The 13,437-nt window shown below is 57.6% G+C and carries 9 protein-coding genes; 1 reads left to right on the top strand and 8 read right to left on the bottom strand.

Going from position 1 to position 13,437, the window contains the following annotated elements:
- Positions 1-33: 33 nt before the first annotated feature.
- From rpsJ to IQ241_RS11040, 8 genes are all read right to left on the bottom strand, one after another.
- Complete coding sequence (gene rpsJ / locus IQ241_RS11075) at positions 34-351, bottom strand: 30S ribosomal protein S10 (protein ID WP_018399487.1); 318 nt, start codon at positions 349-351, stop codon at positions 34-36.
- A gap of 103 nt (positions 352-454) precedes the next feature.
- Complete coding sequence (tuf, locus tag IQ241_RS11070; protein ID WP_193907002.1) at positions 455-1,684, bottom strand: elongation factor Tu; 1,230 nt, start codon at positions 1,682-1,684, stop codon at positions 455-457.
- A 20-nt stretch (positions 1,685-1,704) separates the two neighbouring features.
- A complete protein-coding gene (gene fusA, locus IQ241_RS11065) occupies positions 1,705-3,780 on the bottom strand; it encodes an elongation factor G (protein ID WP_193907000.1) in 2,076 nt (691 codons plus the stop codon).
- Positions 3,781-4,020: 240 nt separating this feature from the next.
- Positions 4,021-4,491, bottom strand: coding sequence for a 30S ribosomal protein S7 (rpsG, locus tag IQ241_RS11060; RefSeq protein ID WP_193906998.1), 471 nt, complete (start codon positions 4,489-4,491; stop codon positions 4,021-4,023).
- A 111-nt stretch (positions 4,492-4,602) separates the two neighbouring features.
- Complete coding sequence (gene rpsL, locus IQ241_RS11055) at positions 4,603-4,986, bottom strand: 30S ribosomal protein S12 (protein WP_193906990.1); 384 nt, start codon at positions 4,984-4,986, stop codon at positions 4,603-4,605.
- 88 nt (positions 4,987-5,074) lie between these two features.
- Positions 5,075-5,488, bottom strand: a complete 414-nt coding sequence (locus IQ241_RS11050) for a HesB/IscA family protein (RefSeq protein ID WP_193906988.1) — start codon at positions 5,486-5,488, stop codon at positions 5,075-5,077.
- A 146-nt stretch (positions 5,489-5,634) separates the two neighbouring features.
- Positions 5,635-6,066, bottom strand: coding sequence for a phosphomannose isomerase type II C-terminal cupin domain (locus IQ241_RS11045; RefSeq protein WP_193906986.1), 432 nt, complete (start codon positions 6,064-6,066; stop codon positions 5,635-5,637).
- A 198-nt stretch (positions 6,067-6,264) separates the two neighbouring features.
- Positions 6,265-8,178 carry a phosphodiester glycosidase family protein gene (locus IQ241_RS11040; RefSeq protein WP_193906984.1) on the bottom strand — a complete coding sequence of 638 codons (1,914 nt, stop codon included), beginning with the start codon at positions 8,176-8,178 and terminating at the stop codon, positions 6,265-6,267.
- Between the two features lie 529 nt (positions 8,179-8,707).
- Here IQ241_RS11040 and IQ241_RS11035 point away from each other — a divergent pair.
- Entirely contained in the window at positions 8,708-13,366 is a 4,659-nt protein-coding gene (locus IQ241_RS11035; protein WP_193906983.1) for a glutamate synthase-related protein, read from the top strand.
- Positions 13,367-13,437 lie beyond the last annotated feature (71 nt).

The following is a 13,437-nucleotide window of genomic DNA, read 5'->3' as shown; positions in this document are numbered from 1 at the left end:
TACAGCCGCGCTGTCCCTAAGAATCGCGATTGCCTATAGCTTCACTTCGATGTCAACGCCGGCCGGCAGGTCAAGCTTCATCAGCGCGTCAATCGTTTTCGATGAGGGCTGGTAAATATCAATGATTCGGCGATGGGTACGGGTTTCAAAATGCTCACGGGAGTCTTTATCGACGTGGGGCGATCTCAGTACACAGTAGATCCTACGCTTGGTCGGCAGTGGAATTGGGCCGATCGCGGTGGCGTTAGTCCGATTGGCCGTATCGACAATCTTTTCGCAGGAGGTATCAAGCAGGCGACGGTCAAACGCCTTGAGCCGAATCCGAATTTTTTGCTGTTGAATCGTAGCCATCGGAGAAAGTCCTTCTTCAGTTATCGAGGTTCAGAGTGAAAATCAAAGCGAAAAATCGGGGAAGCCAGCAAGTCTGGCTTCCCCGTTAAGCAGTAGGCAAAACCTACTTGGTGATTTTAGCCACGACGCCCGCACCCACGGTTCGGCCGCCTTCGCGAATGGCAAAGCGCATGCCCTGCTCAATCGCAATCGGGTTGATCAGCGCCACGTTCATCTTAATCCGGTCGCCGGGCATCACCATCTCGGCGGTGCTGCCGTCGTCAGCGGTAAAGCTCTCAATGCTGCCGGTGACGTCGGTGGTACGGACATAGAACTGAGGCTTGTAGCCCGGGAAGAACGGCGTATGACGACCGCCTTCTTCTTTATTCAGAACGTAGACCTCAGCTTCGAACTTGGTGTGGGGGGTAATGCTGCCGGGCTTGGCCAGCACCATACCACGCTCAATATCTTCTTTTTGCACACCCCGCAGCAGCACGCCAACGTTATCTCCGGCCATGCCTTCGTCCAGCGTCTTCTGGAACATTTCTACGCCGGTGACGGTAGTGCTGCGGGTATCTTTGATCCCCACCAGCTCAACCGTCTCACCTACCTTGACCTTACCCCGCTCAATCCGACCGGTGGCCACAGTGCCGCGACCGGTGATTGAGAAAACGTCCTCAACCGCCATCAGGAAAGGCTTGTCGATATCGCGCTCAGGGGTCGGAATGTAGGCGTCAACCTCGTCCATCAGGGTGTAGATCTTATCGACCCACTCATCGTCACCCTTCGCCGTCGCCGGATTCGCCAGCAGCACTTCTACCGCCTTCAGGGCCGAACCCGCCACGATGGGGATATCATCCCCTGGAAAGTCGTAGGAGCTCAGCAGCTCGCGAACCTCTAGCTCGACCAGCTCTAGCAGCTCTTCATCGTCTACTTGGTCCTGCTTATTCAAAAAGACCACGATGTTGGGAACGCCGACCTGTTTCGCCAGCAGAATGTGCTCCCGAGTCTGAGGCATGGGGCCATCAGCGGCTGATACAACCAGAATGGCTCCGTCCATCTGCGCTGCACCCGTGATCATGTTTTTCACGTAGTCAGCGTGGCCGGGACAGTCCACATGGGCATAGTGACGATTTTCCGTCTCGTACTCCACGTGGGCCGTATTGATCGTGATGCCCCGAGCTTTTTCCTCAGGGGCCGCGTCGATCTCGTCGTACTTACGGGCTTTGGCGCCCCCAGAAGCGGCTAGCGTCATGGTAATCGCTGCCGTCAGGGTCGTCTTACCGTGGTCAACGTGACCGATGGTGCCGATGTTGACGTGGGGTTTGCTTCTTTCGAACTTTGCGCGTGCCATGGATTTTGTTCCTAAACTACCTATGCGTTCCCTTTATTTTTTGCAATGACTGCTTCAGCCACATTCCGAGGAACCTCATCATACTGGCTGAACTCCATAGAGAAGATGCCTCTTCCCTGAGTTTTAGAGCGAATGTCGGTGGCGTAACCAAACATCTCTGCCAAAGGCACATTTGCAGTGACCTTAGCCAGACCTTCTTCGGAGCCCATTCCCTCGATCTGTCCACGACGAGAGTTAAGGTCCCCCATGACGTCTCCGAGAAACTCTTCTGGAGCCTCTACTTCGACCTTCATCGTCGGCTCTAGAAGAACCGGAGAAGCCTTTAAGACGGCATTGCGAACGGCCATGGAACCGGCGATCTTAAATGCCATTTCGGAAGAATCAACGTCGTGGTAGGACCCGTCTACCAAGGTGACCTTGACGTCAATCAGGGGATATCCGGCTAGGATACCAGATTCACAAGCTTCTTTCATGCCCTGCTCAGCAGGCGAAATGAACTCTTTGGGCACCGAGCCACCGACAATTTTGGAGACAAACTCAAAACCAGTGCCGGGCTCACCGGGCTCAAGCTGGATCACCACGTGACCGTATTGACCTTTACCCCCACTCTGACGGATGAACTTGCCTTCGGCATCGGACGGCTTACGAATCGTTTCCCGATAGGCTACCTGCGGCGCGCCGATGTTGGCCTCAACCTTGAACTCGCGCAGCATCCGATCCACCAGAATGTCGAGGTGCAGTTCGCCCATCCCAGCGATCACGGTTTGATTTGTCTCGGGGTCAGAGATGACGCGGAAGGTCGGGTCTTCCTCAGACAGAGACTGGAGGGCTTTCGACAGCTTCTCCATATCCTGCTTGGTCTTGGGCTCGACCGCCACTGAAATCACCGGTTCAGGGATAAAGAGAGATTCCAGCACAATTGGCTCATCGGGATCGCAGATTGTATCGCCCGTAAAGGTATCCTTTAGTCCCAGCGCCGCGCCCAGATCGCCAGCCCGCATTTCATCCACTTCAATCCGATCGTCTGCCTTCAGAATAATCAGGCGAGAAATCCGCTCTTTCTTATCCTTTGTCGCGTTGTAGACATAGCTACCTTTTTGCAGAACGCCAGAATAGACGCGAATGAAAGTCAGGCGGCCGTAAGGATCGGCCATAATCTTAAAGGCCAGCGCTGACAGCGGGGCTTCGTCGCTCGCGGGCCGGGTATCGGTCTCACCGTTGGGAAGCGTTCCTTGAATCGCAGGAACTTCAGGCGGTGAGGGCAGATAGTCTACGACGGCATCGAGCAGCCGCTGGACACCCTTGTTCTTAAAGGCAGAGCCACACAGGACGGGGACCATTTTGCCTGCGATTGTGCTCTTACGAACGCCGGCCATAATTTCTTCATTGGTCAGCCCTTCGCCTTCCAGGTATTTCTCCATCAGGGCATCGTCGCGCTCGGCAACGGCCTCGACTAAAACCGTACGATACTCATTGGCCTGTTCCAAAATATCGGCCGGGATCTCAGTTTCCTGAATGTCAGTACCGAGGTCATTGGTGTAGATGAAGGCCTTCATATTGACCAGATCTACTACCCCCCGAAAGTTGTCCTCTGCCCCAATCGGGATTTGGATTGGAACGGCGTTAGCACGCAGGCGATCGCGCAGCTGACTGTAGACCTTGAAGAAGTTTGCACCGGTCCGGTCCATCTTATTGACAAAGGCCAGCCGCGGCACCTTGTAGCGATCGGCCTGCCGCCAGACGGTCTCAGACTGGGGCTGGACGCCGCCAACCGAGCAGAAGACCGCAATCACACCGTCGAGCACCCGCATGGAACGCTCTACTTCGATGGTGAAATCGACGTGACCGGGGGTGTCGATGATGTTGATCTGGTGATCGAGCCAGGAGGTACTGATCGCCGCAGCCGTGATGGTAATTCCCCGCTCGCGCTCTTGATCCATCCAGTCGGTGACCGCATTACCTTCGTGCACTTCACCGATCTTGTGGACAACGCCAGAGTAAAATAAAATTCGCTCCGTCGTCGTCGTCTTGCCAGCGTCAATATGCGCCGCAATTCCAATATTTCTAACTTTTTCTAGCGGGGTTTTCCGTGCCACAGCTGCCTCCTTGTTTGCTGCCATAGGTCACTATTGTACCCATGGTCCTGTTAAGAATTCTATACTTTCGGGGACGTGACCAACAAGCAGAACCAGGAAGTTTGCTTGGACTCACGCCGCTCTGTAATCTGTTAAGTCTGTATCGGGCCTTATCTGGCTGGACCAAATGACGAGGAAGTCAACTGAGCTATCCCACTGGCAGGGCAGTGGTAATCCCTCCCGACACAGCGCATCAACAGCCTAGTAACGATAGTGAGCAAATGCCTTATTCGCCTCAGCCATTCGGTGAGTTTCCTCGCGTCGGCGTACGGCTCCTCCGGTTTCGTTCGCTGCATCCATCAGTTCGTTGGCAAGCTTCATCGCCATGGTTCGCCCGGCCCGCTGACGTGAAAACTGTGATATCCACCGTAGCGACAGCGCCGTTCCACGCTCCGTACGGACTTCCATTGGCACCTGATAGGTCGCTCCCCCAACTCGCCTGGCCTTGACTTCGACCATCGGGGTGGTATTGCGCACTGCTTGCTCAAAGACCTCTAGCGGATCGCTACCCGCTCTTTGCTCAATAATCTTGAACGCATCGTAAATCAAACGATGAGCCAACGATTTTTTCCCACTTTGCATAATCCGCCGGGCCATCATGCTGACTAGGCGGCTGTTATAAACCGGGTCGGGCGGAACCGTGCGCTTTTGGGCCGTAGTACGACGAGACATAGCTTATTTTTAGACCTTGGGGTTTGTGAATAGGTTGAAGAATTAGGAAAAAGGGCGATCGCGGCTGTCCAGAAGCCGAGCGTCAATCATTTGGCAGCGCTTTGGGCTGAATTAGGTCGCCGCGGCTTTAGGCCGCTTGGCCCCATACTTGGACCGGCCCTGACGGCGGTCTTTGACGCCGGAGGTATCGAGCGTGCCGCGAATGATGTGATAGCGAACGCCCGGCAGGTCCTTCACCCGTCCCCCGCGAATCATGACGACGGAATGCTCTTGCAGGTTATGCCCAATTCCAGGGATGTAGGCCGTGACTTCAAAGCCTGAGGTCAGCCTGACCCGCGCCACCTTACGCAGCGCCGAGTTGGGCTTTTTAGGCGTGGTGGTATAGACCCGGGTACAGACCCCCCGCCGCTGCGGACAGCTCTTGAGCGCTGGCGATTTGGTTTTTTTAGTCGCTTTTGACCGCTCGTCGCGGATTAGCTGTTGAATCGTGGGCATAGAATGTGGATGGTGCTGGTTATTACGGTATCGTCACAAGCTCTGATACTAGCAATTATATTTTTAGCTTGTCAATTTTAGCTTGGCTTTAGATTGGCGGGGCAGGTTCGGACTGCCGATAGGGCGGCTCGGCGGCGGGGTCAGCAGGCGCGATCGCGAACGCATAGCCGCAGCGACAGCTCTCTGTAGCCTGCGGATTGTCAAAGCGAAAGGCACCGCCCATCAGGTCTTCAGAAAAGTCGATCTTTAAGTTTTCTAAATAGGCCCGGTTCGTCTGGCTGACCACAACCCGAACGTTGCCAAAATCATAGATGTCGTCTGACCCAGTCGTTGAATTGGTCTCTGATCCCGCATTTAAATCTACTGACTCAAAAGACAGCTGGTAGGCCCACTGGGCGCAGCCGCTGGGCCGAATGTCCAGACGAAAATTAGCGGCAGTCAGGTTCTGGCGATCGCGCAGCCGGTTAATTTCCTGAATAGCGGCCGCTGTGAGCTGAATCATGCAGATTGCGATTGAGCAGAGAATGGGGGACTGAGCCGTGAGCCCGGTTTTCAGGATAGCAAAAGCGGGGGCATAGGCTCTATGCCCCCGCAGGATTGTGCTGATAGACTGAACGCTAGAACTTGGTAGTTCGGCAGAGCCGGGTGCTAGTGCTGATGGCGAGCGTAGTCGTCCTGAAAGCGGATGATGTCATCTTCACCCAGGTATTCGCCATTCTGCACCTCAATTAGCACCAGCGGAATCACGCCCGAATTTTCCAGGCGGTGGCTGGTGCAGGCTGGAACATAGGTGGACTGATTGGAGCAGAGCATGATTTCCTGCTCGCCACAGGAGACCTTAGCCGTTCCTGAGACGACAATCCAATGCTCGCTGCGGTGGTGGTGCATCTGCAGGCTCAGCCGATGCCCTGGCTTCACCTCGATGCGCTTAATTTTGTAGCCTTTACCCTCTTCGAGCACGGTAAAGGAGCCCCAGGGTCTGAGCTCAGTCGCGGCGACGCCTTCAAAGCCTTTTTCCTTAGGGACATCCTGAGAAACGTCCGGCGGCGCGGATTGGGTGCGTTCTTTAGCTTGAACCATAAATTCCTCAATACTCCTTACAGATCGATTTAGGTTATTCGAATCTGCTGCGTTACAGATGCCAGTGGCTTTGCGTTGGCCCGATGTGCCAGTTCATATTAGCAAGACCGTTCTAGTCCTCAACAGTTCCAGGGCGACAAAAACCGGTAATTTATACGATTTCTTTATTCGCATGATCCCTGCGTAAAGCTGTCGGCCCTACTCGGTCAAAAATAGCCCAATCCCGTTGTGTACCCGCGCTGCCGTCCGCGGAGAGCGGTTCAGCAGCTGCCCACCTAGATAGAGGCTGGAGGAACTACCGCCGTCCAGATTAAGCGCATCGACGCTGCCCAGCTGCTGCATGATCTGCGCCGTCTCGGCCAGGGTCGGGCCGCGCCCCCCAATCCGACCCTGCATCGCGACAATCAGCCAGGTGCCGTCAGCGGTTTTACCAATAGCAGTGCGCGGAGCCATGCCCTGAATGAAGTTACTGCTAAAGCCCTCAAGCTGCGGATCGAGGACGACCCGGCGATCGCGGATCAGCAGCGGCCCACCCCCGACCACGTTGGCATACTGGTCGAACGATGTCGGCAGGCTTTGGCTCGCGATCGCGACGCCTGAACCTGGACGTAAACTCGCCGCCGCCGTAGAGAAATTGCGCAGCACCAGCAGATAGCCATTCGGAGGGATCGGGATACTGCCGCTCCCGGCTGAGCCCAATGTCCGCTGATCGGCCACTCGCTGGTCACGGACGGTTATGACGACCTCACCGTCGGTTATCGGGGTATAGCTAGCTCCCCAATCTGACGTGAAGCGGGCAATCCCCGCCTGCACATAGCCGCTGTTAACCGTCAGGACTGGAAAAGTCTGGCCGGACTCGGTGGTGACGACCTCGGAAAGCCGGAGCCGATCCATCACCAGGTCGCCGTCCGGATTCCAGGCCATAGCTCCCCGACCTAAAATCGGTCCAGAGATCCAGCGACCGTTCTCTCGCAGCGCCCCCAGGGGAAGCTGGTTGTTGCGGTTAAAAAATCCGGCATTGACGGCGGCGGCGGCCTGATAGCGCTGGGCCGTCGTGATAATTGGCGCGATCCCCACCGCCGTGCCGGGGTTAGACCAGATCGGGCGCAGGTCTAGCCTCGACTCGCGCGGATCGACCACCAGCAGATAGACCGGAAAGCGGCTGCCGCCCACCGTGACGTACTGCTGCCGCCAGCGAACGCCGGGAGCCCAGGCAATATCGCGCTCTACCATCGCGTCCTGACGAATATCGATGACCAGCCGGTTGGGGTTGCCCAGCGTCCAGATTCGGGGCTGGGCGGTGTCGCTGGTCTTTAGGTTGATCACCGTCCGGCCATTCTGGCTGGAAACTTTTAGACCCGTGAGCAGGTTGCCGAGGCTGGGCTTAAAGGCAGCAATCGTCTGGGCCGGAGTGAGGGCATCGAGAGTGACGGTGTAGCCGTCTACCGCATCCACCTGCCAGGCGGCTGGCTGGCTCAAGTCGATCACAATCCGATCGCCCCAGGGCTGCCGCCCCTGCCGAATGGCTCCGACCTGACCGGGCGGCTGGGTGATTTGCAGCTGGTTGCCGCGAGTCTGAAGCTGCCAGCCGTAGCTCTGAGCCCAGTCGGTGATGTCGAGGTAGCGCTCGTTAGCCTGCCACCGCACCGGCAGCGCCAGCCGCGCCGTCTCGGGCCGGGGGAACCAGTCCAGCGGCTGGCGGGCCGGGTCTGAGCTGCTGGTGAGTTCGGCCCCCAGCAGGCTGGCGGCAGCGCTGGTGAGGCTAATCCGATCGTCCTGCCGCTGCCATCTGCCCGAGAGAGTACGGCCGTTGAAGCTGATTTGAGTCCCGCCCTGACTGGCCCCCTGGGGGACGCCTGGGCTGAGCTGGGCCTGGGTTTGGTCGGCCTGAGCCGCCGTCTGCTGCTGGGTCAGCGACTCCAGATCGACCAAGCCCGACTTAGATGCCACCAGCTCAGCTGGCGATAGCGCCCCGCCGGGCAGCACCCAGGTCACGGCAGCGAGCAGGCTAATGCGGCTGAAGCGCAGCAAAATTCGCTGAAGCGACGGGTGAGGGGCCCGCGATCGCGACTGCCCATCCGTGAAACCTACCGAGCGAGAAAACGCTTTCATAAAATTGAGTTAAACCGCAACAGAGGCGACGTCGTTCTAAGATTGCCCCAAGGCCACCCCAGTTTGGGCGATCTTGTCAAAATTGTTCACCTTGCCAGGAGCTGCCAAGGACTGTCAAAGGGAGACCGCAGTTGTCAGGAAAACTAGACAGTCTAGGGCTGCAGCTTGACTGATGGGAAATCGAGATTTTAAGATATCAGTCCACCGGAAACGCGATCGCACAGCTTGGGATAGCTTGCAAATTGGCACTTTTGGAATCTTCAGGGCGACCTGAGCGTTTCGGAAGCGCCGGTCTACCCCGAGTTCAGTCGGGAGGCTTGAAGGCGCATGGTTGCTTATTTAGGCCAATCGTCTCTAAAATTCCATTAAGGGCTTGACGTCCGTAAAGTTTCTGAGCTGCTGCAGCCGAGCCGCTCAGGTTTTCCGCTCTCCAAAAAAATTGCCTATTCAAGACTGAGCCTATGAGGTTTATCTGGGCTGACTTCAGAGTCGTTTTACATCTTCAAATCATCTTCCAGGGTAACCGCGCATGACATTTAACCAAACTCCTCCGGTCAACCATAGCCTATTATCTGGCCCGCGATGGCTGGTCGAAGAACGTGACGCCTGCGGCGTTGGCTTTATTGCCGACCAGCGCGGCCGGGTCAGCCATAATCTGGTTGCGGATGCCCTGACCGCACTGGGCTGCATGGAGCACCGGGGCGGCTGCTGTGCCGACCAGGATTCAGGCGACGGGGCCGGTGTGATGACGGCGATACCCTGGCAGCTAATGCAAGACTGGGCGGACGAAGCTGGCTTAGAGCCTTTAGAGCCCGAGCAGACCGGCGTCGGAATGGTCTTCCTACCCCAGGCCGAAGCGGCAACTAATGTAGCCCGGCAGGAGATGGAAAAGGCGGTACAGGTGGCGGGATTTACCTTTCTAGGCTGGCGAGCCGTGCCCGTTAAGCCCGAGACGTTAGGTCCCCAGGCTCGGCAGTTTCAGCCCCAGATTGAACAGGTACTGGTGCAATCCCCTAATCTGAGTGGGGACGATTTAGAACGGCAGCTCTATCTGATTCGGCGACAGTTTGAGCAGGCAATTCGCAAGCTGAGCGGCAGCAAAGCCCTTTCTCCAGAGGTGATTGGTGCCCTACAGGAGCTCTACGTCTGCTCTTTCTCTAGCCAAACGATTGTCTATAAAGGCATGGTGCGCTCGGAGGTCCTGGGTCAGTTTTACCAAGATTTGCAAAATCCGGCCTATGAGAGCCCCTTTGCCGTCTACCATCGCCGCTTTAGCACCAACACTATGCCTAAATGGCCGCTGGCCCATCCGATGCGACTGCTGGGCCACAACGGCGAAATCAATACGCTGATCGGCAATATCAACTGGATGATGGCGCGGCAGGCCGATCTGGCCCATCCGCTTTGGGGCGAGCAGCTTTCCCTACTGAAGCCGGTGGTCGATGCGGAGGATAGCGACTCCGCTAACTTAGACGGGGCGATGGAGCTGCTGGTGCGCTCTGGTCGCAGCCCGCTAGAGTCGCTGATGATGATGGTGCCAGAGGCCTATCAAAACCAGCCCGACCTGGCCGACCATCCTGAGATTACTGATTTTTACGAATATTACAGCGGCGTTCAGGAGCCCTGGGATGGCCCAGCCCTGATTGTGTTTAGCGACGGCAAGCAGGTCGGGGCGACGTTAGACCGCAACGGTCTGCGCCCGGCTCGCTATGTCATCACCTCAGACGGCTACCTGATTGTCTCGTCGGAAGCGGGCGTGGTCGATATGCCGGTTGAGAAGGTGATTGAGAAAGGCCGACTTGGCCCCGGTCAGATGATCGCCATTGATTTTAAGACCCAGGAAATTCTCAAAAATTGGGAAATCAAGCAGCGCATCGCGGCCGCTGAGCCCTACGGCGAATGGCTACAGCACCGACAGGAGATTTCGCCGCAGCTATTCGGCGAGGACGCCTATCTAGAATCTCAGGCGCTGATGACCCAGCAAACGGCCTTTGGCTACACTGCCGAAGACCTGGACATGATTATTCAGGACATGGCGGCCCAGGCCAAAGAGCCCACCTTCTGTATGGGGAACGATACGCCGCTGGCGATTCTCTCGGAAAAGCCTCACCAGCTCTACGACTATTTCAAACAGCGGTTTGCTCAGGTTACCAACCCGCCGATTGATCCGCTGCGGGAGCGGCTGGTGATGTCGCTGACCACCCAGCTCGGCCCGCGAGGTAATCTGCTAGAGGCAACGCCCGAACAGGCTCGGCTGCTGAAGCTAGAGTCGCCGGTGGTCAATGAACCAGAGCTGGCGATGATTCGCGAATCGGCGTTTGAGGTTAGCAATCTCTCTACTTTGTATCAGGTGCAGGGCGGACCGGCGGGTCTGACCGAAGCGATTCAGGCCCTGTGCGATCGCGCCGCCGCCGCCGTCGCCGCCGGTAGCGAAATTCTCATTCTCAGTGACCGGCTGGACGATAACGGCGATCCGGCTCTGCTTGCCGCAGAGTACACCTATATTCCGCCCCTGGTAGCCGTCGGCGCAGTTCACCATCACCTGATCCGCCAGGAGCTGCGGATGAAAGCCTCCCTGGTGGTCGATACGGCCCAGTGCTGGAGCACCCATCACTTTGCCTGCCTGCTGGGCTATGGCGCTAGCGCCATCTGTCCTTACCTGGCCTTTGAGAGCGTGCGACATTGGTGGGCTGATAGCAAGACCCAAAAGCAAATGGAGATGGGCAAGCTGCCGGTCTCGACCCTGAACGGGGCTCAGGCTAACTACCGTAAAGCGGTGGAGATGGGGCTGTTGAAGATTCTCTCGAAGATGGGCATCTCGCTACTGTCGAGCTATCAGGGGGCGCAGATTTTTGAGGCGATCGGGATTGGCCTCGATTTGCTGGAACTTGCCTTCCGGGGTACCGTTTCCCGGCTGGGCGGTCTGGGGATTGAAGAACTTGCCCATGAAACCATGTCTTTCCACCAGAAGGCCTTCCCCGAACTCACCCGCAAGCGGTTAGAGAATATGGGCTTCGTCCAGTCCAGACCGTCGGGTGAGTACCACATGAATAACCCGGCCATGACCAAGCTGCTGCACAAGGCAGTCGAAACGCGCCAGTACGACCACTATGCGGTCTACATGGAGCAGCTGCACAATCGGCCCCTGTCGGCGCTGAGGGATCTGCTGGAGTTTGACAGCGATCGCGAGTCCATCGACCTGGCCGAAGTCGAGCCGGTCGAGGCCATTATGGAGCGGTTCTGCACGGGCGGCATGTCCCTGGGGTCGCTGTCACGGGAAGCCCATGAGACGCTCGCGATCGCGATGAACCGGATTGGCGGCAAGTCCAATTCGGGCGAAGGCGGCGAAGATTCTGTGCGCTTTAAGGTGCTCGACGACGTGGATGCCGAGGGCCATTCGCCGACGCTGCCCCACCTGAAGGGACTGCGCAACGGCGACACCGCCTCTTCGGCGATCAAGCAGGTGGCTTCGGGTCGCTTTGGCGTCACGCCCGAGTACCTGATGAATGCCAAGCAGATTGAGATCAAAATGGCTCAGGGCGCTAAGCCCGGAGAGGGTGGCCAGCTGCCGGGTAAAAAGGTGAGCGAATATATCGCTGGACTGCGGCGGTCAAAAGCTGGGGTGACGTTAATTTCGCCACCGCCCCACCACGACATCTATTCGATCGAAGACCTGGCCCAGCTGATTTTTGACCTGCATCAGATCAACCCCAACGCAGGCGTTTCGGTGAAGCTGGTGGCTGAGATTGGGATTGGCACGGTGGCCGCTGGGGTGGCTAAAAGTAATGCTGACGTCATCCTGATTGCGGGTCACGACGGCGGCACCGGCGCTTCGCCGCTGAGCTCGATCAAGCATGCCGGGGTGCCCTGGGAGCTGGGGCTGAGCGAAGTCCATCGAGTGCTGATGCAGAATCAGCTGCGCGATCGCGTCCGGCTGCGGGTCGATGGCGGCCTTAAGACCGGCTGGGATGTGATCATGGGCGCACTCATGGGCGGCGAAGAATACGGCTTCGGCTCAATTTCAATGATCGCCGAAGGCTGCATCATGGCCCGCATTTGCCATACCAACAACTGCCCGGTGGGGGTGGCGACTCAGAAGGAAGAGCTGCGCCAGCGCTTTACCGGGATACCGGAGCATGTGGTGAATTTCTTTTCCTTTGTGGCGCAAGAAACCCGTTCGCTGCTGGCCAAGCTGGGCTACCGTTCGCTCAGCGAAATCATTGGCCGGGCCGACCTGCTGAAGCCGCGAACCGACCTGAACCTGACTAAAACCCAGTCGCTGAATCTCTCTTGCCTAATTGACCTGCCGAATTCCCAGGACGATCGCGCCTGGCTGGAGCATGAAACCGTCCATAACAACGGTCCGGTACTCGACGACGAGATTCTGGCAAATGCCGAAGTCGCCCAGGCGATCGCGCAGCAGGGCAGTGTCGCTCAGACCTATCCGGTGGTCAACACCGACCGGACGGTGGGGGCTCGGGTAGCGGGCGCGATCGCGAAAAAGTACGGCAACGGCGGCTTTGAAGGTCAGCTCGACCTGACCTTTACCGGCGCTGCGGGCCAGAGCTTTGGCGCCTTTAACCTGCCGGGGATGACCCTGACCCTGGTAGGCGAAGCCAATGACTATGTGGGCAAGGGGATGCACGGCGGCGAGATTATCATCAAGCCGCCAGCCGAGGTGACCTACAATCCGTCAGAAAACGTCATCCTGGGCAATACCTGCCTCTACGGCGCTACCGGCGGCACGCTTTACGCGTTGGGAATCGCAGGCGAGCGCTTTGCCGTCCGTAACTCGAAGGGCCAGGCCGTGATTGAGGGCGCGGGCGACCACTGCTGCGAGTACATGACCGGCGGCGTAGTCGCGGTCTTAGGCGGCGTGGGTCGCAATGTGGGCGCGGGCATGACTGGCGGCCTGGCTTACTTCCTGGACGAAGCGGGTGATTTCCCGACTCGGGTGAATCCAGAAATCGTCAAGGTACAGCGGGTGACCAGTGAGGCGGGCGAACAGCAGCTGAAGCGGCTGATTTCTGCCCACGCAGAGCGCACCGGCAGTCAGAAAGCGGCTGAGATTTTAGACCGCTGGGCTGAGTATCTGCCTAAGTTCTGGCAGGTGGTTCCTCCGTCTGAGGCGGATAGTCCTGAGGCAGAAACGGTGGAGACGGCGGAGATGGCTGGTGTGGGTTCTTGAGGGAGTAAGGGGGTGATCGGGTACAGTTAGGAATTGGCAAACAAATCAAGTACCAATGGCCCTCTGGTATG

Source organism: Vasconcelosia minhoensis LEGE 07310 (assembly GCF_015207255.1).
Lineage (GTDB): Bacteria > Cyanobacteriota > Cyanobacteriia > Phormidesmidales > Phormidesmidaceae > Vasconcelosia > Vasconcelosia minhoensis.
This window is presented reverse-complemented; position numbering and strand designations above follow the sequence as displayed.

Coding starts and splice junctions, on each gene's coding strand:
- rpsJ (WP_018399487.1), bottom strand. CDS start 351: ATGGCTACGATTCAACAGCAAAAAATTCGGATTCGGCTCAAGGCGTTT.
- IQ241_RS11045 (WP_193906986.1), bottom strand. CDS start 6,066: ATGGTTCAAGCTAAAGAACGCACCCAATCCGCGCCGCCGGACGTTTCT.
- rpsL (WP_193906990.1), bottom strand. CDS start 4,986: ATGCCCACGATTCAACAGCTAATCCGCGACGAGCGGTCAAAAGCGACT.
- IQ241_RS11035 (WP_193906983.1), top strand. CDS start 8,708: ATGACATTTAACCAAACTCCTCCGGTCAACCATAGCCTATTATCTGGC.
- tuf (WP_193907002.1), bottom strand. CDS start 1,684: ATGGCACGCGCAAAGTTCGAAAGAAGCAAACCCCACGTCAACATCGGC.
- IQ241_RS11040 (WP_193906984.1), bottom strand. CDS start 8,178: ATGAAAGCGTTTTCTCGCTCGGTAGGTTTCACGGATGGGCAGTCGCGA.
- IQ241_RS11050 (WP_193906988.1), bottom strand. CDS start 5,488: ATGATTCAGCTCACAGCGGCCGCTATTCAGGAAATTAACCGGCTGCGC.
- rpsG (WP_193906998.1), bottom strand. CDS start 4,491: ATGTCTCGTCGTACTACGGCCCAAAAGCGCACGGTTCCGCCCGACCCG.